The 24912-nt window shown below is 73.4% G+C and carries 25 protein-coding genes; 7 read left to right on the top strand and 18 right to left on the bottom strand.

The genetic code is table 11. The features are described from left to right. Positions 1 to 6 precede the first annotated feature (6 nt). Complete coding sequence (locus FHU40_RS11085) at positions 7 to 1377, bottom strand: FAD-binding oxidoreductase (protein ID WP_183592408.1); 1371 nt, start codon at positions 1375 to 1377, stop codon at positions 7 to 9. 225 nt (positions 1378 to 1602) lie between these two features. Here FHU40_RS11085 and FHU40_RS11080 point away from each other — a divergent pair, with 225 nt between their 5' ends. Together FHU40_RS11080 and FHU40_RS11075 are read left to right on the top strand one after the other, a co-directional pair. After that, on the top strand, positions 1603 to 1866 hold the full coding sequence (locus FHU40_RS11080) for a GlsB/YeaQ/YmgE family stress response membrane protein (RefSeq protein WP_183592407.1): 264 nt from the start codon (positions 1603 to 1605) through the stop codon (positions 1864 to 1866). A gap of 815 nt (positions 1867 to 2681) precedes the next feature. Beyond that, complete coding sequence (locus tag FHU40_RS11075) at positions 2682 to 3380, top strand: hypothetical protein (protein ID WP_183592406.1); 699 nt, start codon at positions 2682 to 2684, stop codon at positions 3378 to 3380. Here the strand turns inward: FHU40_RS11075 and FHU40_RS11070 are convergent. From FHU40_RS11070 to FHU40_RS11055, 4 genes are read right to left on the bottom strand one after another with little or no spacing between them, the layout of a single operon-like run. Continuing rightward, positions 3302 to 4675, bottom strand: a complete 1374-nt coding sequence (locus tag FHU40_RS11070) for a hypothetical protein (protein WP_183592405.1) — start codon at positions 4673 to 4675, stop codon at positions 3302 to 3304. The two genes, FHU40_RS11075 and FHU40_RS11070, sit on opposite strands and share 79 nt — an antisense overlap. A gap of 19 nt (positions 4676 to 4694) precedes the next feature. Then, a complete protein-coding gene (locus tag FHU40_RS11065; RefSeq protein WP_183592404.1) occupies positions 4695 to 5351 on the bottom strand; it encodes a 3-oxoacid CoA-transferase subunit B in 657 nt (218 codons plus the stop codon). Then, complete coding sequence (locus tag FHU40_RS11060) at positions 5348 to 6004, bottom strand: 3-oxoacid CoA-transferase subunit A (RefSeq protein WP_183592403.1); 657 nt, start codon at positions 6002 to 6004, stop codon at positions 5348 to 5350. The genes FHU40_RS11065 and FHU40_RS11060 overlap by 4 nt, the downstream gene beginning before the upstream one ends. Then, positions 6001 to 7200, bottom strand: a complete 1200-nt coding sequence (locus FHU40_RS11055; protein ID WP_183592402.1) for a thiolase family protein — start codon at positions 7198 to 7200, stop codon at positions 6001 to 6003. Before FHU40_RS11055 ends, FHU40_RS11060 begins: the two co-directional genes overlap by 4 nt. Positions 7201 to 7270: 70 nt before the next feature. Here FHU40_RS11055 and FHU40_RS11050 point away from each other — a divergent pair, with 70 nt between their 5' ends. Then, positions 7271 to 8152: a LysR family transcriptional regulator gene (locus FHU40_RS11050; protein ID WP_183592401.1), complete on the top strand. Its 882-nt coding sequence runs from the start codon at positions 7271 to 7273 to the stop codon at positions 8150 to 8152. Between the two features lie 297 nt (positions 8153 to 8449). On the opposite strand, the gene pcaDC is transcribed toward FHU40_RS11050, so the two are convergent. The 4 genes from pcaDC to pcaH are packed head-to-tail and all read right to left on the bottom strand — an operon-like array spanning position 8450 to position 12042. Continuing rightward, positions 8450 to 9646 carry a bifunctional 3-oxoadipate enol-lactonase/4-carboxymuconolactone decarboxylase PcaDC gene (pcaDC, locus tag FHU40_RS11045; protein WP_183592400.1) on the bottom strand — a complete coding sequence of 399 codons (1197 nt, stop codon included), beginning with the start codon at positions 9644 to 9646 and terminating at the stop codon, positions 8450 to 8452. Then, positions 9643 to 10740 carry a lyase family protein gene (locus FHU40_RS11040; protein ID WP_183592399.1) on the bottom strand — a complete coding sequence of 366 codons (1098 nt, stop codon included), beginning with the start codon at positions 10738 to 10740 and terminating at the stop codon, positions 9643 to 9645. The genes pcaDC and FHU40_RS11040 overlap by 4 nt, the downstream gene beginning before the upstream one ends. A 4-nt stretch (positions 10741 to 10744) precedes the next feature. Next, positions 10745 to 11260, bottom strand: coding sequence for a protocatechuate 3,4-dioxygenase subunit alpha (pcaG, locus tag FHU40_RS11035; protein WP_183592398.1), 516 nt, complete (start codon positions 11258 to 11260; stop codon positions 10745 to 10747). Beyond that, positions 11257 to 12042 carry a protocatechuate 3,4-dioxygenase subunit beta gene (gene pcaH, locus FHU40_RS11030; protein ID WP_215526098.1) on the bottom strand — a complete coding sequence of 262 codons (786 nt, stop codon included), beginning with the start codon at positions 12040 to 12042 and terminating at the stop codon, positions 11257 to 11259. The genes pcaG and pcaH overlap by 4 nt, the downstream gene beginning before the upstream one ends. Positions 12043 to 12111: 69 nt before the next feature. Here pcaH and FHU40_RS11025 point away from each other — a divergent pair, with 69 nt between their 5' ends. From FHU40_RS11025 to FHU40_RS11010, 4 genes are all read left to right on the top strand, one after another. Then, positions 12112 to 12885 carry an IclR family transcriptional regulator gene (locus tag FHU40_RS11025; protein WP_183592396.1) on the top strand — a complete coding sequence of 258 codons (774 nt, stop codon included), beginning with the start codon at positions 12112 to 12114 and terminating at the stop codon, positions 12883 to 12885. A gap of 33 nt (positions 12886 to 12918) precedes the next feature. Next, on the top strand, positions 12919 to 14091 hold the full coding sequence (locus FHU40_RS11020; protein ID WP_183592395.1) for a 4-hydroxybenzoate 3-monooxygenase: 1173 nt from the start codon (positions 12919 to 12921) through the stop codon (positions 14089 to 14091). 68 nt (positions 14092 to 14159) lie between these two features. Then, the gene (locus FHU40_RS11015; RefSeq protein ID WP_183592394.1) at positions 14160 to 15446 is read left to right on the top strand and encodes a trypsin-like peptidase domain-containing protein; all 1287 of its coding nucleotides are present in this window, start codon (positions 14160 to 14162) and stop codon (positions 15444 to 15446) included. Between the two features lie 89 nt (positions 15447 to 15535). Beyond that, a complete protein-coding gene (locus tag FHU40_RS11010; protein ID WP_183592393.1) occupies positions 15536 to 16303 on the top strand; it encodes a hypothetical protein in 768 nt (255 codons plus the stop codon). A 278-nt stretch (positions 16304 to 16581) separates the two neighbouring features. On the opposite strand, the gene FHU40_RS11005 is transcribed toward FHU40_RS11010, so the two are convergent. The 9 genes from FHU40_RS11005 to mftB all read right to left on the bottom strand — a co-directional run bounded on the left by FHU40_RS11005 (position 16582) and on the right by mftB (position 24898). Further along, positions 16582 to 17061 carry a PGPGW domain-containing protein gene (locus tag FHU40_RS11005; protein ID WP_183592392.1) on the bottom strand — a complete coding sequence of 160 codons (480 nt, stop codon included), beginning with the start codon at positions 17059 to 17061 and terminating at the stop codon, positions 16582 to 16584. 152 nt (positions 17062 to 17213) lie between these two features. Then, positions 17214 to 17876, bottom strand: a complete 663-nt coding sequence (locus FHU40_RS11000; protein ID WP_183592391.1) for a hypothetical protein — start codon at positions 17874 to 17876, stop codon at positions 17214 to 17216. A 237-nt stretch (positions 17877 to 18113) separates the two neighbouring features. Next, a complete protein-coding gene (npdG, locus tag FHU40_RS10995) occupies positions 18114 to 18791 on the bottom strand; it encodes an NADPH-dependent F420 reductase (RefSeq protein WP_183592390.1) in 678 nt (225 codons plus the stop codon). Positions 18792 to 18804: 13 nt separating this feature from the next. Then, positions 18805 to 20205: a mycofactocin biosynthesis glycosyltransferase MftF gene (gene mftF / locus FHU40_RS10990; RefSeq protein WP_183592389.1), complete on the bottom strand. Its 1401-nt coding sequence runs from the start codon at positions 20203 to 20205 to the stop codon at positions 18805 to 18807. Beyond that, on the bottom strand, positions 20202 to 20927 hold the full coding sequence (locus FHU40_RS10985) for a mycofactocin-coupled SDR family oxidoreductase (RefSeq protein WP_183592388.1): 726 nt from the start codon (positions 20925 to 20927) through the stop codon (positions 20202 to 20204). Before FHU40_RS10985 ends, mftF begins: the two co-directional genes overlap by 4 nt. Continuing rightward, the gene (gene mftE / locus FHU40_RS10980; RefSeq protein ID WP_183592387.1) at positions 20924 to 21589 is read right to left on the bottom strand and encodes a mycofactocin biosynthesis peptidyl-dipeptidase MftE; all 666 of its coding nucleotides are present in this window, start codon (positions 21587 to 21589) and stop codon (positions 20924 to 20926) included. The genes FHU40_RS10985 and mftE overlap by 4 nt, the downstream gene beginning before the upstream one ends. Before the next feature lie 601 nt (positions 21590 to 22190). Continuing rightward, entirely contained in the window at positions 22191 to 23390 is a 1200-nt protein-coding gene (gene mftD, locus FHU40_RS10975) for a pre-mycofactocin synthase MftD (RefSeq protein ID WP_183592386.1), read from the bottom strand. 45 nt (positions 23391 to 23435) lie between these two features. Further along, on the bottom strand, positions 23436 to 24617 hold the full coding sequence (gene mftC / locus FHU40_RS10970; RefSeq protein ID WP_183592385.1) for a mycofactocin radical SAM maturase: 1182 nt from the start codon (positions 24615 to 24617) through the stop codon (positions 23436 to 23438). Next, positions 24614 to 24898, bottom strand: a complete 285-nt coding sequence (mftB, locus tag FHU40_RS10965; protein WP_183592384.1) for a mycofactocin biosynthesis chaperone MftB — start codon at positions 24896 to 24898, stop codon at positions 24614 to 24616. The genes mftC and mftB overlap by 4 nt, the downstream gene beginning before the upstream one ends. Between the last annotated feature and the right edge of the window lie 14 nt (positions 24899 to 24912).

Raw genomic sequence — 24912 nt, 5'->3', positions numbered from 1 at the left:
GCCGCGTCAGCCCGGCTGGATGTTCTGGTTGTGCCGGAAGAGGTTCCCCGGGTCGTACCGCCTCTTGAGCTCCGCCAACCGGTCGTAGTTGCCTCGGTAGTTGGCCCGGATCCGGTCCTGGTCGTCCTCGGCCATGAAGTTGATGTAGCCGCCCTCCTCGGAGTGCGGCGCGATGGCGTCGTAGTACTCCCGCACCCAGGCGGTGTTCCGCTGGTCGTCCTTCTCGTCCGGCCACATCCCCGCGATCACGGTGGCGAAGGTGGCGTCGCGGTAGGCGAACGCGGTCGCGTCGGACGCCACCCGGTGGCAGGCCCCGTTGATCGGGTAGATGTGCATCGTCGAGGTCATCTCCGGCACCTTCGACCCGTGCTCGACGTGGGCGTCGATCGCCTCGTCGGTCAGCTCCCTGACGAAGCTGGCCTTCCAGTAGTGACGCAGGCCCGCGGGGTAGAGGTCGTCGAAGGCGCTGTTCAGGGCGGGGTAGGGCATCGGCCCCACCATCTCCGCCACCACCGGCGCGAGGTCGCGGAACGGCTTGAGCACCTGCTCCCCGCGGTCGAGGTCACCGGACCAGCAGGTCACCATCAGGGCGAGCGTCGTGCCGTGCCGCTCCTCGGGGATGAACGGCAGCGGTGGCGCGATCTGGTAGGCCGGGAACCCGCCGAACTCCTCGGGCGCGTCGGCGATGAACTCCCGGTAGAGACGGAACAGCTCGCCCGCGCGGTCCAGCTCGAAGAACATCGGTCCGCCGTAGATGTCGGTGACCGGACTCAGCCGGAACTCGAACGACGTCACCACGCCGAAGTTGCCGCCGCCACCCCGGATCGCCCAGAAGAGGTCGGCGTCGTCGTCCTCACTGGTGACGTGGAACGTGCCGTCCGCGGTCACCACGTCGGCCGCGACGAGGTTGTCGAGGCTGAGCCCCAGACCGCGCGCGAGGTACCCGATGCCGCCGCCGAGGGTGAGGCCGCCGACGCCGGTGGTCGAGATGATGCCGCCCGTGGTGGCCAGCCCGAACGGGTACGTCGCGGCGTTCAGGTCGCCCCACGTCGCGCCGCCCGCCACGGTGGCCGTCCGCGCCTTCGGATCGACCCGGACGCCGCGCATCGCGGACAGGTCGATCACCACGGCGCCGTCCGCCGTACCGAAGCCGGGCACGCTGTGCGCCCCGCCGCGCACGGCGATCGTCAGCCCGTGGTCGCCCGCGAACCGGACGGCGGTCAGCACGTCGCCGGCGTTCGCCGATCTGACCACCACGGCGGGACGCCGGTCGATCATGCCGTTCCGGACGGCGCGCGCCTCGTCGTAGTCGGCGTCGTCGGGTCCGATCACCGTCCCCCGAACCTGCTCGCGCAACGTGTCCAGCTCTGCGTTCATCTTGACGCCTCCTCGTGGCTCGGCCCGCCGCCACTGCGCCACGGGTGTCAGGAGGACGTCAGGAAGGGCGTCGGAAGGGCGTCGACAAGGCGTCGCTGGGCGCGGCGGGCCGCGGCAGATATGGACCGACGCTAGACCGGACCGCAGGAGTCGTCATCGTCCACGCGTACTAGTCCTCGCCGCCACTCGACCAGGCCGGTTGGGACGTCGAGCAACAATGGACCCATGATCGGTTTCCTCGTCGCCGGCCTGATCATCGGAGCGCTGGCGCGGCTCTTCAAGTCGGGCCAGCAGGACCTGGGCCTCCTCGCGACCCTCGGACTCGGTGTCGTCGGCTCGCTGATCGGCGGCACCATCGCCTGGCTCCTCGGCACCGGCAGCATCTGGGAGCTCAACGTGCTCGGCTTCGTGCTCTCGGTGATCGCGGCCGTGCTGCTCGTCGGCACCGCCGAGGCGGTGGCCGGGAAGAACCGGCCCAGCCTGCGCTGACCGCACCTCGCCCCGGCTCCCACGGTGGTCGAGGCGTGAGGGCCGCCACTGCCCGAGCCGCTCACGGTGGTTGAGGTGCGAGGGCCGCCAGGCCCGAGCCTCGAAACCACCACGTCCGGACGAGGCGCCCCGGTGGTTGAGGAAGGCGCGCTGGCGCCTGTCTCGAAACCACCCGTCGGGACGTCGGGCTGTGGTCGGGGCTGGGTCGCGTTGGGTGCGTGGGTTTCGAGACGGTTGCTAGCGCAACCTCCTCAACCACCGTGCTCGGGGCCCCGGTGGTTGGGGAAGGCGCGCTGGCGCCTGTCTCGAAACCAACTTCCCCAGATCGCGGGGAGTGTCGTCGTCCTCCCGGCGGGCCAGTATTCGTCCTCCGCCAGTGGGGTCAAGGATTCCCTGCGGCGGCTTCGCCGCCCTTGACCCCGCTGTCTCCGGACGATCTGGGCGCCTATCGGGAGGACGCCGACCTGCGGTCGGGACACTGTGGCAGGCGGTGGTTGAGGTGTGAGGGCCGCCAGGCCCGAGCCTCGAAACCACCACCCGGCAGTCCCGACCCCTGCGGCGACGCGGGTCTGCAGTTTCATCAAGGGATGAAGGCGAACCCTCGCCCACCCGGCCGAACTCACCCAGGGATCCGCAACTCCGACCTCATCCCTTGATGAAGCAACACCACCACAGACCCACCCACACGCCTCCCACGGTGGTTGAGGTGTGAGGGCCGCCAGGCCCGAGCCTCGAAACCACCACCCGGACCGAATTCGCCAGGCCTGCCCCGCGACCCCCTTGCGGCCACGGCGACATCGGCGGATCGTGGAGGCATGAAGACGCACGGGATCCCGGACGGCATGCCCGTCCTGTCGCGAGGCAAGCACCGCAGCCCTCGCCGGGGCGCCTGCTTCATGGAGATGGCGTCCGTCCTCGCCAACGAGCCGTGGAGTGACCGGCCGAAGTGCACTCATCCGCTGCTCGCCCAGCTGGCCCGGCTGGTCAACGACTACACCACCGACGAGCATCGCAGCGAGCTGGCCGTTCTCATCCCCGACGTCGTCGGCGTGCACGGCCACGGCGTCGACTGGGAGGCGGCGGTGACCGCCGCGGTCGCCTGCGAGGCGCTGCCCCACGTGGCCGAGGAGTCACAGCGCGCGCTGGCCGCCGGCCTGATCCGCTGCGACGAGGTCGCGGCCCACGACGGCCCGACCACCGTCGACCGCCAGGCGATCGCCCGCGCGCTCGATCAGGTGCCGCTGGCCGCGACCTGGGCGCGCGGCTTCATCGACGGCGCCGCGCCGCTGAAGCCCAAGAACTTCCAGAAGCACTCGGCGCCCGCCGTGCTGCTCAGCGCCGTGCGGGGCACCGCCAAGGCCGCCGTCGGCGACCCCGACCGGCGGCTGCGCAACCTGCTGGTGACCGGCATCGCGGCCGCCCACCGCCAGCCGGCTCAGCCCTCCTCGAACATGCCCGAGTCGACGACGTTGAGGAACGCGATGGCGAAGTCGCGGCCGAGGTCGGTGAGCTGATAGCTGCTGCCGTCGAGCCGCCACAGGTTGCAGTCGGCGAAGTGGAACCACAGGAGGTCCAGTCGCTCCTGCCAGCCGAGCGCGGCGAGATCTCGCAGCTGCTGGGGACACCGGGAATCCCACCACGCGCGAACGGCGTCCACCGGTACCCACTCGTCGTCGGCCACCGCTGCGATCAGCAGCAGCCCGACCATCGGCTCGACGGCGTACCACCCCAGGCGCAGGCACATCCCGACGATCAGGACCAGCGCGAGGTCCCTCCAGCCCTCGTCGTCGACCGGGTCGTCACCCGCGCGCCGAACGGTCGATGACCTCGGCTCGACCAGGCCCGCGGCGTCGCACGCGTACCAGAGTCGGTCGAGCGGCAGGCAGTCGCCGGCGCTGCGCCAGGAGTGGAGGGCTGCGTCGGCCAGGACCGCGTCGGCCTCGGCGGAGAGCTCCTCCTGCACACCGCGGAAGGAGCGTTGCAGCCGGTCGTACTCGCGCTCCCACTGCCAGAGGTCGAGGTGCTGATACGCCTCACGGGCGACGGGCGGACGCAGCAGGCCACGTGCCGTCGCCGGCCGGCCCGCGCCCACCCAGTCGACGAGAGCCAGGCACTGCTGCACGAACGCCGACTCGCGCGCGAGTCGCGCGGACTCGCCGACATCGCCCGGGTCGATGCCCGGCTCCTCGTCGTCCAGATCGGCGTCGTCCAGGTCGTCGTCGAACTCCCAGGGCGGATACGGTCGACCGTCGTTGATGGACGAGGTGAACCGCTCACCGCGCAGGCTCTTCGGCGCCGGGTCCGGCATTCGTGCCACCCGCTCCTCCTGCGGGAGCGCGTTCCAGGCGCTCTGGATCGAAGCGAGTCGCTCCTTCAGCTCTTCGACGTCGGCGGCCCCATCGAGGTCGATCCCGATGCTCCGGCCGAACTCCGCGAGCACGCGCCCCTGGGAGTGCCGCGCCGGGTCGTCGTACGCCGCCGCCATCTTCGGCAATGCCCGCTTGGCCTCCTTGCGCAGATCCGCCGGGCTCGCCGACCCCGTGCTCATCCGACCGGTCGCGCGCAGGAACCCCCAGAACGTGTCCAGCGTCTCGCGCAGCGCCTCGGCGTCCGGAAGCTCGCTCCCGTAGGCGGGCCAGGTCACGAGCAGCAACCGCTCGGCGCTCCCGGACGGCCACGTCCCGAGCGGATAGTCATCGTGCTGCAACCTGAGGTCGACGACCTGCTGGAGCAGCGCGGCGTCCAGGGATCGCTTCTTCTGCTCGGCCCAGGCCGAGGCGTGCCGTACGAGGAGGTCGGGTTGGTCCACGGACCCACGGTAGTAGGGGTCAGCCGCGGTCGTGCGCCCGCCGCAGCGGCACCGCGAGCCGCTGCGCGAGCTCGTCGTACGACGTGCCGAACGTCTCGACCACGGCCACGTCCCGACCGTCGGTGCCGCCGCCGAGCTCGAAGACCGCGAGGTCGGTGTAGACACGCGAGACGCAGCCGACCCCGGTGAGCGGATAGGTGCACTCGGGCACCAGCTTGGCGGTGCCGTCCTTGGCGAAGAGCGTCATCATCACGAAGACGCTCTTCGCGCCGATCGCGAGGTCCATCGCGCCGCCGACCGCGGGGATCGCGTCGGGTGCCTCGGTGTGCCAGTTGGCCAGGTCGCCGGCGGCGCTGACCTGGAAGGCGCCGAGCACGCAGACGTCGAGGTGGCTGCCGCGCATCATCGCGAACGAGTCCGCCGAGTGGAAGTACGCCGCACCCGGCGGCTCGACGACCGGGATCTTGCCGGCGTTGACGAGGTCCTGGTCGACCTCGTCGCCGACCGCGGCGCGGCCCATGTTGAGCATGCCGTTCTCGGTGTGCAGCACCACGCCGGACTCCGCGCCGAGGTGGTCGGCCACCAGCGTGGGCTGGCCGATGCCGAGGTTGACGTAGGCGCCGTGCGCGATGTCGCGGGCGACGCGGGCGGCCATCTGGTCCTTGGAGAGCGTCATACCGCGACCACCCTGTCCACGTAGATGCCCGGCGTGACGACCGCCTCCGGGTCCAGCTCACCGACCTCGACGACCTCGCGCACCTGCACGATCGTGGTGGCCGCCGCGGTGGCCATCACCGGCCCGAAGTTGCGGGCGGTCTTGCGGTAGACGACGTTGCCCATCCGGTCGGCCCGGTGGCCGCCGATCAGCGCGACGTCGCCCTTGATGGGGTACTCGAGCACGTAGGTCCGTCCGTCGATCTCCCGGGTCTCCTTGCCCTCGGCGAGCGGCGTGCCGACGCCGGTGGGGCAGAAGAACGCGCCGATGCCGGCGCCCGCCGCGCGCATCCGTTCGGCCAGGTTGCCCTGCGGCACCAGCTCGAGCTCGATCCGGCCCTCGCGGTAGAGCCCGTCGAAGACGTGGGAGTCCGACTGCCGCGGGAAGGAGCAGATCATCTTGCGCACCCGGCCCTTGGCCAGCAGCGCGGCCAGGCCGGTGTCGCCGTTGCCGGCGTTGTTGGAGACGACCGTCAGGTCGGTGGCGCCCTGGTCGATCAGCGCGTCGATGAGCCGGATCGGCATGCCGGCCAGGCCGAAGCCGCCGATCAGCACGGTCGCCCCGTCCTCGATGCCGGCGACCGCCGCGGCAGCCGAGTCGCAGATGGTGGTCATCGGTCGACGTTCTCCAGGACGACGGCGAGCGCCTGGCCCACGCCGATGCAGATCGCGGCCACGCCGTACCGGTCGCCGGACTCGCGCAGCCGCGCGGCCAGGGTGCCGAGGATGCGGCCCCCGGACGCACCGAGCGGGTGGCCGATGGCGATCGCGCCGCCCTTGGCGTTCACGATCTCGGGGTCGCTCAGCCCATCCTTGGCCCAGGCGTCCACGCACGCGAGCGACTGCACGGCGAACGCCTCGTTGAGCTCGACCGCGCTCACGTCGGCCCAGGTGATGCCGGCCCGGGCGAGCGCACGCGCCGCGGCCTCGACGGGTGCGTAGCCGAACATCGGCGGCTCGACCGCGCTCACGCCGCGCCCGGCGATCCGCGCCAGCGGGGCCGCGCCGATCGTCTCGGCCGCGGCCTCGGAGCCGAGCAGCACGGCGGACGCCCCGTCGTTGAGCGGGGACGCGTTGCCGGCGGTGATGGTGCCGCCCTTCGCCGCCGGGCGGAACGACGGCTTGAGGGCGGCCAGCTTCGTCGCGCTCGAGCCGGGGCGGATGCCCTCGTCGCGGGCGAGGTCGCCCACCGGCACCACGAGGTCGTCGTAGAAGCCGGCGCGCCACGCCTCGTCGGCCAGGTTGTGCGATCGGGCGGCGAACTCGTCCTGCCGCTCCCGACCGATCGCGAACCTCTCGCCGAGCAACTCGTTGGCCTCGCCCAGCGAGACCGTCCACTCCGCCGGCATGTTCTCGTTGACCAGGCGCCAGCCGAGGGTCGTCGAGACCGCGGTGACGTTGCCGGCCGGGAACGCGCGCGACGGCTTGGGCAGCACCCACGGCGCCCGCGTCATCGACTCCACACCACCGACGAGCACGATGTCGGCGTCCCCGGACTCGATCGTGCGCGAGCCGATGATCGCCGCATCGAGCGAGGAGCCGCAGAGCCGGTTGACGGTGGTGGCGGGCACCCCGACCGGGAGCCCGGCCAGCAGCACGGCCATCCGGCCGACGTTGCGGTTGTCCTCCCCGGCCTGGTTGGCGCAGCCCCAGACGACGTCGCCGATCCGCTCGGCGTCGAGCTCCGGGGTCTTCGCCAGCACGCCGCGGATCGCGGTGGCGGCGAGGTCGTCGGGCCGGACCTCGGCCAGGGCTCCGCCGAAGCGGCCGAACGGCGTCCGGAGCGCGGCGTACACGAAGGCGGCGGTCATGCAGCCACCGTAGGCCGGAAGTCACCTCCGCTTCCAATACTGAATCAGGCTTGATTGATAAGTTTCCGGCATGGAACTGCGGCATCTCCGCTCGTTCGACGTGCTCGCCGAGGAGCGGCACTTCGGCCGGGCAGCGGCCCGGCTGCACATCGCCCAGCCCGCGCTCTCCCAACAGGTCAAGCAGCTCGAGCGCGAGCTCGGCGTCTCGCTGCTGACCCGGACCACCCGGCGGGTGGAGCTGACCGAGGCCGGGGCGCGGTTCGCCGCCCACGCCCGAACCGTGCTCGGCGACGTCGCGCGCGCCTCGTCGGACATGGCGCTGCTCGCCTCGGGCGCCGCCGGGCGGGTGTCGATCGGGTTCATCGGCACCGCGACGTACGACGTGTTGCCGCGGGTGGCCCGCGAGGTGCACTCGTCGCTGCCCGAAATCGACCTCGACCTGCGCGGCGAGCTGCTCTCGCCGCAGCTGCTCGACGGCCTCCGGGACCGCACCTTCGACGTCGCCCTGGTGCGGCCGGACCCGCTCAACAGCGGGGATCTGACCCTCCGGCAGCTGCGGTCGGAGCGATTCGTCGCCGTGCTGCCCGCGGGCCACCGGCTCGCCGGGCGGCGCCGGATCCCGCTGTCGGCGCTGGCGGACGAGTCGTTCGTGATGCACCCGTCGGGCCATCGCTCGTCGATGCACGACCGAGTGCGCGCGGCGTGCGAGGCCGCCGGCTTCTCCCCGGACCCGGTGATCGAGGTGAGCGAGACCGCCACGCTGGTCGTCTTCGTCGCGGCCGGCCTCGGCGTCGCGCTGGTGCCCGAGCCGGTGCGCAGCCTCGGCCTCGACGGCGTCTCCTACGTGTCGCTCACCGATGCTCCGACGATCGACCTGGCCCTGGCCACCCGCGCCCGCGACGACTCCCCCGCCGTACGCCGGGTCGCGGAGATCGTGGGCGGCTGCGTCTGAGGTGGTTCCGAGGATCGGGCCTGGCGGCCCTCACACCTCAACCACCGTCACGGTGGTTGAGGTGCGAAGGCGCGCTAGCGCCTGAGCCTCGAAACCACCACGTCAACCACCGTGACCGCGCACTTGTCGACGATCGACGACGGTGGTTGAGGAGGTTGCGCTAGCAACCGTCTCAAAACCCACCAGCCCAGGCATCTATCGATCACTCGCGGGGTGGTGGTTTCGAGACAGGCGCTAGCGCGCCTTCCTCAACCACCGTGATCCCCGGCGTGCGGGCCCTGGCGGCCTCGAGGCACCTCAACCACCGAGCAGCCCCTCCTCCCGGAGCACCTCTGACGCGATCCGGAACGCGGTGTTGGCATCGGGCACCCCGCAGTAGATCGCCGACTGCAGCAGCACCTCCTTGAGCTCGTCGACGCTCAGGCCGTTGCGCAGGGCGGCGCGCACGTGCATCGCGAGCTCCTCGTGGTGGCCGCGGGCGATCAGGGCGGTGAGGGTGATCATCGAGCGGGAGCGACGGTCGAGGCCGGGGCGGGTCCAGATCTCGCCCCAGGCGTACGCCGTGATCAGCTCCTGGAAGTCGCGGGTGAAGTCGGTGGTGCCGGCGACCGCGCGATCGACGTGGGCGTCGCCCAGCACCTCGCGGCGCACCCGTATGCCGGGCGACGCCTCGGGCGCGGCCTCGGGGCTCGACTCACCCAGGAAGTGCGCCCGCAGCAGCCGGGCCACCTCCGCCGGCTGCTCGGCGGGCGCGAGGTGGGCGACGCCGGGCAGCTCGACGAACGACCCGTCCGCCACACCGGAGGCGATCTCACGCAGGCGATCAGGCGGCGTCGCAACGTCGTCGGCGCCGGCGACGGCGAGCACGGGGGGTGTGATCCGGCCCAGCTGCGCGCGCACGTCGAAGCCGGCGAGCGCGCCGCAGACCTGGACGTAGCCCTCGTCGATCGCGTCGGAGAGCGCCCGGAGCAGGGCGCCGCCGCGCTCGGGCTCGCGCTCCAGGAAGCCGGGGCCGAACCACCGCTCGGCCGACCCGCTGACCATGACCGGCGTGCCGGAGGCGCGCACGGCCGTCATCCGCTCGGCCCACGACTCGGGGGTGCCGATCTGCGCGCCGGTGCACAGCAGCGCGGCGGCGACGATCCGGTCCGGCGCGTCGAGCAGCAGCTGGAGCCCGACCGCGCCCCCGACGGAGTCCCCGGCGTAGAAGAACGGCCCGCGCGGCTGACCGCGCTCGGTGAGCACGTCGTCGACCACGTGCAGCACGCCCGCCGCGAGCTCGGCCATCGTGAAGGGCTCCTCGAGCACGGACCGGTTGTGGCCGTGCCCGGGCAGGTCCCAACCCACCACGTCGAAGGCGTCGGTCAGGCCGGCGGCACACGCGGCCCAGAGCGTGGTCGCCGAGGTGCCGAGCGACGGTCCGAGGACCAGCAGCGGCAGGGTGGCGCGGTCGCGCCCGCCGGTGAGCCGGACGACGGTGATGCTCGGGATCAACGGGACTCCTTCGAGAGGGACTCACGGGCTCGCACGACGACCGCATCGACGTGCTCGATCGCGTCGCCGAGGTACGACGGGGCCGGCGGGTGCCCCGCGGCCGCGGCCATCGACCGCTGCTCGGCGAGCACGTCGGCGCCGGCCGCGGCGAGCGTAGCGGCCATCCGGTCGGGGCGCACCACCAGACCGGTGACCAGGTCGTCGGTCTGGGAGACCGCGACCAGCGTGCGCCGGACCAGGTCGCGCAGCGTCGCCCACTCCGCGTGCCAGCCGCCGTCGGCGCGATCGTCGACCTGCTGCGCCGCGGCCAGGTGCAGGGTCGCCGCGAGCTGCGGCGTGGTCAGCGCGGCGCGCCGCACCAGCACCGAGAGCGTCGGGTTCGCCTTGTGCGGCATGGTCGACGACCCGCCGCCGGAGCCCTCGGCGAGCTCGCCGATCTCGGGCCGCGACATCACCAGCACGTCGTTGGCGATCCGCGCGCAGGCGTCGGTGCAGCCGGCGAGCGCGTCGCCGATCCGGGTGATCGGCGCGCGGGTCGTGTGCCATCGCGGCACGCCGCCCGGGGCCGGCCGGCCGAGCTCGGTGAGCGCGGCCCGCGTGCCCGCGGCCCCGCCGAGCTGCTCGGGGAAGTCGAGACGGGCGACGTCGTCGTCCGCGTCGAGGACGGCTGTCAGCCAGGCGGCGACACGGAAGCCGAAGGTCGTCGGCACCGCGTGCTGGGTCAGCGTCCGCGCGACCATCGGCGTCGACCGGTGCCGCTCGGCCAGGCCGACCAGCCGGTCCACCACGGAGCGCAGGTCGTGGCGCAGCGACGCCACCGCCGCGGCCGCCATCCGCATCAGCGCGGAGTCGACGACGTCCTGACTGGTCAGACCGCGGTGGACCCGGGGGTCCTGCTCGCGCAGCAGCTCGACGAGCGCGATCACCGGGTTGCCGCCGAGCTCCGCCTCGTTGGCGAGCCACTCCAGGTGGTCCGGCACCTCCAGGGGCCTGCCGAGCCAGTCCGCCTCGACGTCGACCATCGCCCCCAGGAACGACTCCGACGTGAAGTGGTCGCCGGCCCGGTCGTCCCCGGGCCAGAAGAGATCCGCCATGAGGTCAGTCTCGCGCGTGGGACAGGAAGACGGTCTCGTCCTCTCCTTGGAGCCGGATGTCGAACACGAACCCACGGTCGTCCGGCACCGCCTCGAGCGCGGCCAGCTCGGCCGGCGCGGCACCCGGCAGGTAGGCGCGCGTGAACAGCCGGTCCAGCAGCCCGCGGGCGAAGACCGTCAGCGCGAAGTACGGCGCCCCAGCCGACGACAGGGCGCCCGGTCGCAGCGTCGAGAACCGGTAGTGCCCCGTGCGGTCGGTCTGGGCGCGGCCGAAGCCGGTGAACGTGTACCCGTCGCGACGGAGCGAGCCGGCGACCTGCGGCACCGCGCCGTCCGGGCCGGTCTGCCAGACCTCGACGAGCGCGTCCGGGACCGGGTCGCCGGCCCCGTCGTAGACCCGGCCGTGCAGCCGGATGGCCTCCGCACGCGCGGGCGGCACGAGCTCCGCGTCGCCGGCGTACGGCAGCGCGTAGTGGAAGAACGGCCCGACGGTCTGGCCGGGGGTCGGGGTGAGACTCACTGCTCGTCCTCCTCGAAGACCGTGCGATGGCTGCCGGAGAGCACGATGTCCCAGCGGTAGCCGGTGGCCCACTCGTGGGTCGTCACGTCGTGGTCGTACGTCGCGACCAGGCGGTCGCGCGCGGCCGGGTCGACGATCGACTGGTAGATCGGGTCCAGCGCGAAGAGCGGGTCGCCCGGGAAGTACATCTGGGTGACCAGCCGCTGGGTGAACTCGCGGCCGAAGACCGAGAAGTGGATGTGCGCGGGCCGCCACGCGTTGTGGTGGTTGCGCCACGGGTAGGGCCCGGGCTTGATCGTGGTGAAGCGGTAGCGGCCGTCGTCGTCGGTGAGGCAGCGGCCCATGCCGGTGAAGTTCGGGTCGAGCGCGGCGGGGTGCTGGTCGCGCTGGTGGATGTAGCGGCCCCCGGCGTTCGCCTGCCAGATCTCGACGAGCTGGCGGCGCACCGGCCGGCCCTCGCCGTCGGTGACCCGACCGGTGACGACCATCCGCTCGCCGACCGGCTCGCCGCGGTGCTGGACGGTCAGGTCCGATTCGAGCGGGTCGACGTCGAGTTCGCCGAAGACCGGCGCCCACAGCTCGACGCCCTCCGGGTCCACCTGCCGGGGCGCCTTCGTCGGGTGGCGCAGAATGCTGGAACGGTACGGCGGGTAGTCGAGTCGGGGCGCGGTCTCGGTCGCGCCCTCCCCGGATCCTGGGCGGGCGTCGTACTCCCGCGAGATCGCGGCGATCTCGGCGCTGATCTCGGCCTGGCTGGCGGCCGCTGAGTCGGAGCTGGTCACGCGGCGACCGTAGGGACGGACGTGGGCGCTGGCGACCGATCTCTTCCGGTGAGTGGAAGACTCCCCCGCATGGCCGGCAACACCTCGACCCCGGGCGCCACCGTCACCTCGCGCGCGCTGGCGCTGCTCGGGGCGTTCGACGAGCGGCACCCGCGGCTGACGCTGACCCAGCTCGCCGAGCGGGCCGGCCTCCCGGTGCCCACGGCGCACCGCCTGATCGGCGAGCTGGTCGCGTGGGGAGCGCTCTCCCGCACGGAGACCGGCTGCTACGTCGTCGGCCGGCGGCTCTGGGACCTGGGCCTGCTCGCGCCGGTGCAGACCGGGCTCCGCGAGCTGGCCTCGCCGTACCTCCACGACCTCTACGGCGCCACCCTCGCCACCGTGCACCTGTCGGTGCGCGACGGCCTCGACGTCCTCTACCTCGACCGGCTCGCCGGGCACGCGTCGGTGCCGGTGGTGAGCAGCGTCGGCTCCCGGCTGCCGCTGCACGCGACCGGTGTCGGCAAGGTGCTGCTCGCGCACGCGCCGCCGGAGGTGCAGCAGGCGGTGCTGGCCGACCTGACCCGGATCACGCCGTACACGATCACCCAGCCGGGCCTGCTGCGCCGCCAGCTGGCCCGGGTGCTGCGCGAGGGCCACGCGACGACGTCGGAGGAGATGAGCCTCGGCGCCTGCTCGCTCGCCGTCCCGATCCGGCGCGGCCCGGACGTGGTCGCCGCCCTCGGCATCGTGGTGCCCTCGCTCAAGGACCGGTCCAAGCTGCTGGGCGCGCTCCAGGTCGCCGCCCACGGCGTCGGGCGCGAGCTCGCCCGGACGCTTCCGCCCAGCGGAATCTCCGGATAGTCGCGCCGCCCGCCGTCGCCCGAGACTGCGGCCATGCGCACCCAGGTCGCCATCATCGGCGCGGGCCCGTCCGGCCTCCTGCTCTCGCACCTGCTCGCCGCCGACGGCATCGAGTCCGTCGTGCTGGAGACCCGTTCGGAGGAGTACGTCGCGGGCCGGATCCGCGCCGGCATCCTCGAGCAGTCCACGGTCGACCTGCTGCGCGCGGTCGGGCTCGGCGACCGGCTCGACCGCGAGGCCGACCCGCACCGCGGCATCTACCTGCAGTGGCCCCAGGAGCGGCACCACCTCGACTTCGTCGACCTCACCGGCCGCCAGGTCTTCGTCTACGGGCAGACCGAGGTGCAGAAGGACCTCGCCGCCGCCGCGCACGCCCGCGGCCAGCAGGTGGTCTACGAGATCGCCGACACCGCGCTCCACGATCTCGGGACCGACCGGCCGTCGGTGACCTTCACCGACCGCGACGGCGCGGCCCAGCGCCTCGAGGCCGACGTGGTCGTGGGCTGCGACGGGTCGTTCGGGCCGTCGCGGACCGCCGTGCCCGACGACGTGCGCCGTACCTGGGAGCGGACCTACGACTACTCCTGGCTCGGCGTGCTCGCCGACGTCGCACCCTCGACCGACGAGCTGATCTACGCCTGGCACCCGGACGGGTTCGCGCTGCACTCCATGCGCTCCTCGAGCGTGTCGCGGTTCTACCTCCAGGTGCCCAACGACACCGCGGTCGAGGCCTGGTCCGACGACCGGATCTGGGAGGCCCTCGCAACCCGGCTCGGCCACGGCCAGGACGGCTGGGCGCTCGACACGGGGCCGATCACCGACAGGAGCGTGCTGCCGATGCGCTCGTTCGTGCAGCAGCCGATGCGGCACGGGCGGCTCTTCCTGGCCGGCGACGCCGCGCACATCGTGCCGCCGACCGGCGCCAAGGGGCTCAACCTCGCGGTCGCCGACGTCGCGCTGCTCGCGCCGGCCCTGGTCGCGCTGCTCCGGGGCGACCCCGCGGCCGCGGACGCCTACTCCGACACGGCGCTGCGCCGGGTCTGGCGCTGCACCCACTTCTCCTGGTGGATGACGACGATGCTGCACACCGGCGCCGACCCGTTCGACCAGCAGCTGCAGCTCTCCCAACTGCGCTGGGTCACCTCCAGCGAGGCCGGCGCCAGCGGGCTGGCGGAGAACTACGCGGGTCTGCCGATCGGGTTCTGAGGGGCGATCACAGGAAGTCCACAGTCGTTCCCCGGGGAACCAGCAGGATCGGCAGGTCCACTGGTGGCATGACCTCCCCCGCCTCCGGCTCGACCCCGCCGCCCCCGTTCAACCCGTACTTCGCCGCGCCGACGACCCCGCCGCCCGCCGGTCCGCCGGCCTTCTCGGCCCCGCCGCCGGCTCGGCGTACCGGCTGGAGCTGGCGCGCCACCCTCGCCGGGGCCGTCGCCGGCGGCGTGCTCGCCGCGTCGGTCGCCGTGCCGGTCACCTGGGCGCTCAGCCACGGAGGGTCGGTGGCCGACTCCCCGTCCGCGGCCACGCCGCAACAGCCGAGCACCGGCACCCTGCCCCAGCAGCCCGGCTCCGGCGCGCTGCCGCAGGACCCGTTCGGCGGCTCCCGGGGACTCCCGTACGGCGGCAGCACCAGCGACCGGACCGGCAGCTGGAGCGACGCGACCGCCGACCAGGCGCAGGGCGTGGTGCTCATCGACACCCGCACCACCGCAGGCGAGGCCGCCGGCACCGGCCTGGTGATCGACGCCTCCGGCCTGGTGCTCACCAACTACCACGTGGTCGAGGGCTCGACGCAGGTACAGGTGACCGTCGCGGCCACCGGCGACACCTACGACGCCACCGTCGTCGGCCACGACCAGGAGGCGGACATCGCGCTGCTCCAGCTCGACGGCGCCTCCGGCCTCACCACGGTCGACGTCGACGACGACGGCGGCCCGGCCGTCGCCGACGAGGTGACCGCGGTCGGCAACGCCCAGGGCCAGGGCTTCCTCTCCGCCGCCGACGGCAGCGTGGTGGCGCTCGACCGGTCGATCGACACCCAGTCGGAGGCCACCGTGCAGGGCGAGCACCTCACCGGCCTGATCCAGACCGACGCGTACGTCGTCGGCGGCTTCTCCGGCGGCGCCCTCCTCGACGACGAGGGCGAGGTCGTCGGCATCACCACGGCCGCCTCCAGCGGCGGCGCGGCCCAGAGCTACGCCGTGCCGATCGACGAGGCGCTCGACGTCGCCGGCCAGATCGAGGGCGGCCACGAGTCCGACGGCGTGCAGATCGGCCCGTCCGCCTACCTCGGCATCGCGATCGCCCAGGCGGGATCCGGCGTGGCGGGCTCCGGCGTGCAGGTCGGCCAGGTCGAGAGCGACAGCGCCGCGGCCCAGGCCGGCATCGAGGCCGGCGCGACGATCACCGGCATCGACAACACCGCGATCACGTCGTACGACGGCCTGCGCTCGGCGCTCGCGACGTACGAGCCCGGCGACTCGGTCACGCTGCACTGGACCGACGCGTCCGGCGGGACGCACGACGCGCAGGTGACCCTCGGCTCGTCGCCCGTGAACTAGTGGCGTGACCTTCTGGTCAGACGCTCGTTGCTGCTGGGTACGAGATGCGGGCCCGGCTCAGCGGGGATCGCAGCACCAGAGGGAGAGCCATGATCAAGCACGTATGGAAGGCGCTGCTGGCGCTGGTCGTCGTGTGCGCGCTGTCGCTGGTCGGCGCGACCACGACCGCGTCGGCGAGCACCGGTGGGAGCGAGCGCACGACGAGCGCGGCCGCCCAGGCCGGGCCGTGTGCCAAGCAGAAGCAGAAGGTCGCCAAGTCCAAGAAGCAGGCCGCGAAGGCCAAGAAGCAGGTCACGAAGGCCAAGAAGGCCAAGAAGCGCGCCGACCGCAGTCACCAGCGGAAGGCCGCGACCAAGCTGAAGAAGGCGAAGAAGGCCAACGCCAAGGCACACCAGAAGGTGAAGAAGGCGAAGAAGGCCCTGAAGCGGTGCCGCGCGATCAACGGCGGTGGCGGTAGCACCGGTGGCGGCACCGGCGGAGCCGCCGCGAGCCCGCTGCAGCCGCTCTGCGACGCCGTCGCCCAGCTGCAGCCCCTCTGCGACGCGACCGCGGGCATCCCGCTGCCGCCGTCGAGCGGTGGCGACCCGTCGGCCAGCCCGCTCGCACCGCTGTGCCAGGCGATCCCCCAGGCCCAGCCGCTCTGCGACGCCACGGCGGTGGCCCCCGCGCCCGGAGCCCCCAGCCCGCTGCAGCCGCTCTGCGACGCGGCCGGTCAGCTGCAGCCCCTCTGCGACGCGACCAGTGGCAGCGGCGGGGGCGGCGGCGGCCTGCTCGACCCGGTCCTGCAGCCGCTGTGCGGCGCCCTCCCGGCGCTGTGCTCCGCACTGCCGCCGCTCCCGGTGCGAGCAGTCGCCTGAGCGGAGCCGACCGATCTCCGACCGGGGGTGTCGTCGCAGTCGCGGCGGCACCCCCGGCTCATCCTCGGCGCGGGTCCGGGCCGACTCCACCTGGTCGCCGCCGGCCGGTTTCGGCGGCCGACAGCCGAAACCCGCACGGCACGCCGGGCCGATGCGGCGTGTCGTGCGGCTTTCGGCTGCCAGGCGGAAGGTTGCCGCGGTGGACCCCGAAGCGGGCCGGCGCGACTTGGTGTGAACGGTGGGCGGCCGGCGCGGGCGGCCCCCGCCGGGCCCGACTCTCAGTCGGTCGCCGCATCCTCGTCGCGCAGCGGTGGCACCGGGACGCCCTGCACGCGGTACTTCCAGTAGCTGTAGGCGAGCAGCCCGAGCGCGATGAACCCCGAGAGCACGAGGCTGATGCCGGCGGCCGGGGCCCCCGGCAGCCACCACGACTCCCGGGCCGGCCACCAGCCTGGCACGTCCGGATCCAGCAGCCAGAGCACGCCGAAGCCCACGATCGCGAGGCCGCCGGCGGCCGACAGCACGACCCGCGGCCAGGTCTCGACACCCTCGGCCGCGGCCCGCTTGGCCGCCCGCTCGACCGGGTCGAGACGGCGCTCGGCCCACTCGTACTGCTGCGAGAGGACCACCAGCCCCGCGAACAGCATCAGCAGCCCCGGGCCGGGCAGCACCAGCGCGGCCAGGCCGGCCACGATCAGGACCCAGCCGACGATCTCGAGCACGATCCGCTTCGCCGCGGCGCCGCCCGGAAAACCCATGCCGGAAGCCTGCCAGACCCCGTCAAGCGCCCGGACCAGTGGCCGGCCGGTGCCGGCCCGCCCGCGGTGAGCAGGCAACCATCCGGACCACCACAACGGTTGCCGACTCACCGCCACCCAGACCGGCAGCCGGCCCGCCGGAGATCCGCGGCTCAGGCGGCCAGGCTCAGGTCGTCGCGCGCCACGTCGGGGTCGATCCCCTCGGGCAGGCGCACCAGCCGGGCGTGCAGGTGCGGCGGCACGGCGAGCCGGGCCAGGATCAGCGCGGCGCCGCTGGTGGCGACCAGGGCGTAGATGAGGTTCGCGTCGATGTCCGCGAGCAGCCCGTAGGCACCGGCGAGCGCGGCGTCCACGATCAGCATTGCCCAGGCGGAGGCGGCGATCGCCGAGACGTCCGCCGAGCGCCAGGCCGTGATCGCGGCCGGGACGACCATCAGCGTGATCGAGCAGCCGAGCGCCACGATGAACGGGCGCGAGCCGAGCACCGGCACCAGCGCGGCGAGGGCCGCGATCGACGAGGCCCAGACCACCGGCAGCCACATCCGGTCGCGGTTGCCGCCACGGGACCAGGCGAGCACCATCGCGCCCGCGGTGCCCGGCAGCGTGAGCAGCGCCGGGAGGATCACCCAGATCTCGCGCTCGGCCACGCCGTACGCCGTCCAGGCGGTGCCGCTGATCGTCGAGTTCGCGAGGGCGGCGACGCTGACTCCGGCGGCCGTGCCCGCATGCACGAGCTTGCGCATCTGGGGGACGGTGTAGGCGAACGCGAGGAGCGTGGCCGCCAGGCCGACGGCGGTCGCGAGCGAGATGTTCACGGGCTGCTTTCTCTTCTGCACACAGACGACGGCCGCCGCGTGCAACGCACGCGACGACCGTCGTCGAACCGACTGGGAGGCCGGGGATCCGTCACCCGACACGAGCAATCCTACGGGCCGTTTCGGACCCGACCCGACCAAAAGGAGTGCTTCTCAGGGTGATATCACCCACAGATCCTGTCGTAGTAAGCAGATTCAGCAGGAAGATATTCCGTCGTACGCCCGATGGGCCGGAGGTCAGATGTCGGTGACCCGGACCCCGGCGTGGGCCTGGTAGCGCCGGTTGACGCTGATCAGGTTCGCGGTCAGGGCCTCGACCTGGTGGGCGTTGCGCAGCCGGCCGCCGTACACGCCGCGGACCCCGGGGATGGTGCCCGCGAGGTCCTGGACCAGGTCGGTGGCCGCGCGGACGTCGCCGAGCACCAGCACGTCGGTGTCGACCGAGGCGACCTCGGGGTCCTCGAGCTTGACCGCGCTGACGTTGTGGAAGGCCCCGACCACGGTCGACTCGGTCAGGATCCCCTGCGCCTGCTGGGCCGCCGACCCCTCCTCGACCGGAAGCGCGTAGGCGCCCTGCTTGTCGAAGCCGAGCGGGTTCACGCAGTCCACGACGACCTTGCCGGCCAGCACCGGGGCGAGCTCCTTGAGCAGCTCGCCGTGTCCGTCCCACGGCACCGCGACCACGACCACGTCGCCGGCCTCGGCCGCACCGGCGTTGTCGGCACCGGTGACCGTGCCGCCGACCGCCTCGACCAGCGCCGACGCCGCCTCGGCCGCGCGCTCGGCGCTGCGGCTGCCGATCACGACGGGAAGGCCCGCGGCGGCGAACCGCCGCGCCAGGCCGCGGCCCTGGGGACCGGTGCCACCGAGCACCGCCACGGTCTTGCCGACAAGGGATTCGGGGAGAGAGGTCATGGGGGCCACTCTCTCAGTCGCGGGCGCGGCGCAGCCCTGTGATCTTGGGCACCAAGACGCGCGCCGACCGGGCCCGCAGGGCCCCCCACCACAGCCCGGCGCCGTAGGCCAGGTCGTCGAGTCGGCGGGCGACGAAGGCCTCCGGCGCTCGCGCCGGGGGCACCTCGCGGTGGTCGATCAGGTCCCAGACCAGGGCGGCCGCGACCGCTCGCCGGGCCCGCCGCGAGACCAGCGCGGCGGCCGCAGCACCGGGCCACCAGTGCCGGAGCAGCAGGTGGGAGCCCTGGCGCAGCGTCGACATCGCCACCTCCCCGGTCAGCTCCGTGGCCAGCCGTGAGCGGTCGGGGGTGTCCGGGAGGGTGCGGCCGAGGCGCAGCCGGACCAGCGCGAGTGCGCCGATAGCGCACGGGATCGACCACGTCCGCTGCCACAACAGCGCAAGTGCGCCGAGGGCGGGCACCGGCGAGAGCACCGCCGGTGCCATCCAGTCACCGTGCCGCTGCGCCAGCCAGGCGCCGCCGGTGCCGTAGAAGGCCTTGCGTCCCAGCCACGTCGACCAGGTACCGCGGCTGTCGTGCCTCGCGACGTACGCCGGGTCGTAGCGGACCTGCCGGCCCCGCCGGACCAGTCGCCAGACCAGATCGACGTCCTCGCCCACGCGGCGGCCGGCCTCGAAGCCGTCGCCGTCGAGGTCCGCCATCCGCACCAGCAGGCAGGCGCTCGGCAGCCAGCCCACCTTCGACCACGGCCGCACCAGCGCCGGCTCGGTGCCGAGGTCGAGCGAGAGCCCGTCGACGTCCCAGCGCTCGAAGCGGCGCGGCCGGGTGTTGCGCGCGACCCCGCGCACCCGCGGCCCGACCGCGGCCACCCGCGGGTCGACGAAGTGCCCGGCCAGCCCCCGCAGCGCTTCGGCGTCGACGACCACGTCGGAGTCGACGAAGGCGACGTACGCCGTGCGCACCTGCACCAGCCCGGCGTTGCGGGCGCCGGCGGGCCCGACGTTCGTGGTCAGCGCGACCAGCCGGGCGCCGTGCTGCGCGGCGACCCGCGCGACGGCGTCGGGGTCGCGGGAGGCGTCGTCGACGACGACCACCGGGAGCTCGGCGAGCTTCGCCAGCAGCCGGTCGAGGCGGTCGGCGCGGTCCCGGATCGGGACCACCACGGTCAGGTCGGCCGTCTCCCCGGAGGGCGGGCCGGACAGGAGCGGCGCCGCGAGGTTGGCCGCCAGCAGCCGCTCGGCCACGACGCCGGTGGTCCGGTCGCCGACCTCGAGCACCTCGCCGCGCCCCAGGGCCGGTGCCGGCTCGCGCAGCCGGAGCACGCGCAGCGGCGAGCCGCCGACCAAGGTCCGGCCGCCGTCGTGCACGCGTACGTCGTCGCCGACCCGCACCCGGAAGCCGGCCGGGAGGGTCACGAGAAGCCGCCGGTGGCCGACACGACGCTGCCGTTGAGCACCGCCGCCTCCCGCGAGCAGCAGAAGGCCAGCGTCGCCGCGACCTCGTCGGGGTCGAGCAGACGCCGAAGCAGCTGGTGACCGGCGAAGGTCTCGGCGTCGGGCAGCCCGTAGATGTCGGCGGTGGCGTCGAGCATGGGGGTCCGGGTGGAGCCCGGCGAGACCGCGCAGGCGGTGACGCCGGTGCCGACGAGGTCGGCCGCGAGACCCTTGACCAGCCCGACGACAGCGTGCTTGGCGGCGACGTACGCGCCGAGCCCGAACAGGCCCTGGTGGGCGGCGGCCGAGGCCACCGCGACGAACCGGCACCCCGACGGGTCCGGCCCCGCGAGCATCACCGGCACGGCGGCGACGGCGGTCTGCCACACGGTCCTGGCGTCGGCCTCCCAGAGGTCGTCGAACTCCTCCGGCGGCGTCTCCCACAGTGGCCGGCCGCCCGCGATCACCGCGGCCGCCGCGACCACGGCGTCGAGCCGGCCCCACCGCTCGACGGCGAGCGCCACCGCGGACTCCAGCACGCGCTGGTCGCGTACGTCGCCGCGTACGTGGGCCGCGCGCTCCGACTCGGGCACGACTGCGGCCTCGCGATCGACGCCGACCACGGCGTATCCCTGCGCGAGCAGGCGCGCGACCGTCGCCGACCCGATGCCTCCGGCCGCGCCGGTGATCAGGGCGACCCTCATGCCAGCCGCCCTCGGACGTCGGCGACCATCGCCGCGAGCACCCGCTCGCCCTCGGCGGCGGTCGCGCCGGCCGGATCGCCGAGCACGCCGTTGGCCGAGACCGCGGCGATGCCGCCGGCCAGCATCGCGGGCAGGATCTCGCTCAACGGCTGGGTGTTGCCCGCCTCGGCTCGGTCGAGCCGCACCGACCCGGGCCGCAGGTGGAGCATGAGGCTCGTCTCGGTGTAGCCCGCATGGAGATCGACGTCCTCGGTCGCGCACGGCACCCACGCCACGTCGCGGCCGTCGTGGCCGTCGTGGCGCAGGACCGCGATCGCGGCGTCGAGGGCGACGAGGTTTCCCCCGTGGGCGTTGACGAACACCACCCGCCGCGCCCAGGTGCGCATCGACCGCACCAGCTCGACGACCTGGGTGCGCAGCGCGTCGGTGCCGACCGAGCAGGTGCCGGGGAAGGACTGGTGCTCGCCGCTCGATCCATACGCGATCGCCGGCGCCACCCAGGCACCCGGCAGCCCGGCCGCGACTCCCTCGGCCACCGCGATCGCGATGGTGGTGTCGGTGTCGAGCGGGAGGTGCGGCCCGTGCTGCTCGATCGAGCCGACCGGCACCAGCACCAGCCCGGCCCCCTCCGCCTCGGGGGACGTGGCGTCGGCGAGGCTCATCGGCCGGTCCCGGCCGGCGGTGGGCGATCCACCGAACGCCGGCCTGAGAACGTGGACCGGTCACCGCCGTCCGGCGCACCGACCGGGGAACGGTGGGCGATCCACCGAACGCCGGCCTGAGAACGTGGAGGAGCCACCGCCGCCCTGACCGCCGCCCGGGGAGCGGTGGGCACTCCACCGAACACCCGCCGAGAAACGTGGAGGAGCCACCGCCGCACGGCGCACCGACCGAGCAACGGTGAGCCAGCAACCGATCCCGAACCCCAGAACGTTGCCTGCTCACCGCCGCACGGCGCCAACCCCGGGCAGCGGTGAGTCAGCAACCGACCCGGGCCGCCAGAAGGTTGCCTGCTCACCGCCGCCCGGCACGCCGACCGGGGAGCGGTGGGCGATCCACCGAACCCCGGCCGAGAAACGTGGAGGAGCCACCGCCGCCCGGCGCACCGACCGAGCAACGGTGAGCCAGCAACCGATCCCGACTCCCAGAACGTTGCCTGCTCACCGCCGCACGACGCCGACCCCAGGCAGCGGTGAGCCAGCAACCGACCCGGGCCGCCAAAAGGTTGCCTGCTCACCGCCGCACGGCGACGGCCCCGACGACTCATGACCGGTGGAAGCCCTCGGGCACCAGCAGCGTCTCGGGAGTCAGCTCGTCGATCGAGGACAGCCCGAGGCCGAGCAGCGCCGAGTCGAGGCCGCCGCGCAGGACGTCGAGCACGTTCTCCACGCCCGCCTGGCCGTTGGCGGCCAGGCCCCACAGGTAGGCGCGGCCGATCAGCACCGCGCGGGCACCGAGGGCGAGCGCCTTCGCGACGTCCGAGCCCCGGCGTACGCCGCCGTCCATGAGCACCTCGATCTCGTCGCCCACCGCCCGGGCGATCGGGTTCAGCAGCCGGATCGCGGCCGGCGTGCCGTCGAGGTTGTTGCCGCCGTGGTTGGACACCGAGATCGCGGCGACCCCGGCGTCCACGGCCCGGCGCGCGTCGTCGACCCGGGAGACGCCCTTGAGCACGAACGGCGTGCCGCTGATCTCGCCCCACGTCGCGCGCATCCACGCGACGTCCTCCCAGGAGGGCGGGGGCGTGGTCATCCACTCGTAGTAGGCGCCGAAGAAGGTCGGCGCGGGACCGCCGTCGGGCGGCGCGAGGTTCGGCGCGGTCAGGTCGGGGATCTGGCCGGTGCGGCCGAACTGGTAGAGCCAGCGCGGCTTGGTGGCGACCTTCGGCGCCATCCGCACCATCGTCTTGAGGTCGACCTTCTCGGGGATCTCCGGGCTGCCCCAGTCGCGGCCCATCGAGAACGACCAGTCCAGGGTGGCGATCAGCCCGATCGCTCCCGCCTTGTGAGCGCGCTCCATGCGCTGCACCATCACGTCGCGGTCGCCGGTCCAGTACATCTGGAAGAACGTGCGCGGGCAGGCCTCCACGACCTCCTCGACCGACTTGGAGGCGAAGTTCGACAGGCCCATCAGCGTGCCGCGGGCGTTGGCGGCCCGGGCGACGGCGACCTCGCCGTCGGGGTGCACCGCCTGGACGCCGGTCGGGCTGATCAGCACGGGCAGCGAGACCTCGTGGCCGAGCACGGTGCGCGTCATCGAGCGGTCGGCCTGGTGGCCGGCGACATGAGGCAGCACCCCGATCTCGGCGAACGCCGCCTGATTGTCCGCGATCGTCTGCCCGCGCTCCGACCCGGCGACCAGCGCGCCGTAGACCGGCTTCGGCAGCCGCTTGCGGGCGCGCTGCTGCGCGACCGCGACGGACTCGAACCAGGGGTTCTGCTTCCAGGGGTTCTCGAACTTCATGATGCCGTCCTGTGTGGTGGTTTCGAGGCTCGCTGCGCTCGCACCTCAACCACCGTCCGGCACGAAGCCGGCCAGCGGGCTCTCGGCACAGTCGCTGACGGGCGGCCGGGTCATCAGCTTGAGCATCACCGGCTGGTTGCGGGTGGGCGTCGCCTTGGAGTGGTCCTGGCTGGCGGCCGGGATGGTGCGGGCGCCGGCCAGCGCGAGCTCGCTGTGGCCCTGGACGCACTCGGGGTCGGGGCCGTCGAGCGGCAGGCCGGTGAAGAACTTCGCGGCCATGCAGCCGCCGCGGCAGGCGTCGTAGTGGGCGCACTTCGTGCACGCGCCACCGGTCTGCGGCGAGCGCAGCTCGGCGAAGAGCGGCGAGGTCTGCCAGACCTGCCGGAAGCCGCCGTCGGTGAGCAGGTTGCCGGCGTGGAACTGGTCGTGGATCGCGAACGGGCAGGCGTAGACGTCGCCCACGGGGTCGATCAGGCACACCACCCGGCCGGCGCCGCAGAGGTTGAGGCCCGGCAGCGCCTCGCCGAACGCCGCGAGGTGGAAGAACGAGTCGCCCGTGAGTACGCCGTCCCCGTGAGCGAGCAGCCAGTCGTAGAGCTCGCGCTGCTGCTCCGGCAGCGGGTGCAGCTCGTCCCACACGTCGGCGCCGCGGCCCGAGGGGCGCAGCCGGGTGAGCCGCAGCGTCGCGCCGTACCGGTCGGCGATCGCCTTGAACTCGTCGAGCTGGCCGATGTTCTGCCGGGTGCAGACGACGCTGATCTTGGCGTCGCGGAAGCCCGCGTCCTGGAGGTTCTGCAGGGCGAGCAGCGCGGTGTCGAACGAGCCCGGCCCGCGCACGTAGTCGTTGACCTCAGCGGTCGCACCGTCGAGCGAGATCTGCACGTCGACGTAGTCGGTGCTGGCGAGGAAGCGGGCGCGTTCGGGGGTGATCCGCACCCCGTTGGTCGAGAACTTCACCCCGACCTGGTGCGCCACGGCGTACTCCAGCAGGTGCCAGAAGTCCGGCCGGATCGTCGGCTCGCCGCCGCCGATGTTCACGTAGAACACCTGCATCCGCTGCAGCTCGTCGATCACCGCCTCGCACTGCTCGGTGGTCAGCTCGCGCGGGTCCCGGCGGCCACTGCTCGACAGGCAGTGGGCGCACTCCAGGTTGCACGCGTAGGTCAGCTCCCACGTCAGGCAGATGGGCGCGTCCAGCCCCTGCTCGAAGTGCTCGACCAGCCTCATGAGGCCTCCTCGATGGCGTCGGCTCGCGGTCGGATCATGTCGGCGTCGGCGAGACCCTCGAGGGCGGCGGCGTACGCGTCGTGCTGCGCCTCCGGTACGCCGACGGCGCGCAGCGTCGCGCGCACGTCCGCGTGGTCGGCCAGCTGCTCGACCACCCGCACCAACGCAGGTGTCTTGAGGAAGGTCAGCTTGCGGTTGCCGAAGTGGTAGGCGAGCGCCCCGAACGGTTCGGGACGCAGCGCCACCGACGGCGACAGCCGCCAGGCCTCATCGAGGATCATCGGGTCAGGTCCGG

It is taken from the genome of Nocardioides soli (genome assembly GCF_014191495.1).
GTDB classification, from domain to species: domain Bacteria; phylum Actinomycetota; class Actinomycetes; order Propionibacteriales; family Nocardioidaceae; genus Nocardioides; species Nocardioides soli.
Note: the sequence above shows the minus strand (reverse complement) of the source record. Positions and strands in the feature narration are given on the sequence as shown.

Coding starts and splice junctions, on each gene's coding strand:
- FHU40_RS11080 (WP_183592407.1), top strand. CDS start 1,603: ATGATCGGTTTCCTCGTCGCCGGCCTGATCATCGGAGCGCTGGCGCGG.
- FHU40_RS11040 (WP_183592399.1), bottom strand. CDS start 10,740: ATGGCGGATCTCTTCTGGCCCGGGGACGACCGGGCCGGCGACCACTTC.
- npdG (WP_183592390.1), bottom strand. CDS start 18,791: ATGACCTCTCTCCCCGAATCCCTTGTCGGCAAGACCGTGGCGGTGCTC.
- FHU40_RS11025 (WP_183592396.1), top strand. CDS start 12,112: ATGGCCGGCAACACCTCGACCCCGGGCGCCACCGTCACCTCGCGCGCG.
- FHU40_RS11065 (WP_183592404.1), bottom strand. CDS start 5,351: ATGACGCTCTCCAAGGACCAGATGGCCGCCCGCGTCGCCCGCGACATC.
- FHU40_RS11060 (WP_183592403.1), bottom strand. CDS start 6,004: ATGACCACCATCTGCGACTCGGCTGCCGCGGCGGTCGCCGGCATCGAG.
- mftD (WP_183592386.1), bottom strand. CDS start 23,390: ATGAAGTTCGAGAACCCCTGGAAGCAGAACCCCTGGTTCGAGTCCGTC.
- mftC (WP_183592385.1), bottom strand. CDS start 24,617: ATGAGGCTGGTCGAGCACTTCGAGCAGGGGCTGGACGCGCCCATCTGC.
- FHU40_RS11085 (WP_183592408.1), bottom strand. CDS start 1,377: ATGAACGCAGAGCTGGACACGTTGCGCGAGCAGGTTCGGGGGACGGTG.
- FHU40_RS11015 (WP_183592394.1), top strand. CDS start 14,160: ATGACCTCCCCCGCCTCCGGCTCGACCCCGCCGCCCCCGTTCAACCCG.
- FHU40_RS11020 (WP_183592395.1), top strand. CDS start 12,919: ATGCGCACCCAGGTCGCCATCATCGGCGCGGGCCCGTCCGGCCTCCTG.
- FHU40_RS11005 (WP_183592392.1), bottom strand. CDS start 17,061: ATGGGTTTTCCGGGCGGCGCCGCGGCGAAGCGGATCGTGCTCGAGATC.
- FHU40_RS11055 (WP_183592402.1), bottom strand. CDS start 7,200: ATGACCGCCGCCTTCGTGTACGCCGCGCTCCGGACGCCGTTCGGCCGC.
- mftE (WP_183592387.1), bottom strand. CDS start 21,589: ATGAGCCTCGCCGACGCCACGTCCCCCGAGGCGGAGGGGGCCGGGCTG.
- FHU40_RS11050 (WP_183592401.1), top strand. CDS start 7,271: ATGGAACTGCGGCATCTCCGCTCGTTCGACGTGCTCGCCGAGGAGCGG.
- FHU40_RS11075 (WP_183592406.1), top strand. CDS start 2,682: ATGAAGACGCACGGGATCCCGGACGGCATGCCCGTCCTGTCGCGAGGC.
- FHU40_RS10985 (WP_183592388.1), bottom strand. CDS start 20,927: ATGAGGGTCGCCCTGATCACCGGCGCGGCCGGAGGCATCGGGTCGGCG.
- mftB (WP_183592384.1), bottom strand. CDS start 24,898: ATGATCCTCGATGAGGCCTGGCGGCTGTCGCCGTCGGTGGCGCTGCGT.
- FHU40_RS11010 (WP_183592393.1), top strand. CDS start 15,536: ATGATCAAGCACGTATGGAAGGCGCTGCTGGCGCTGGTCGTCGTGTGC.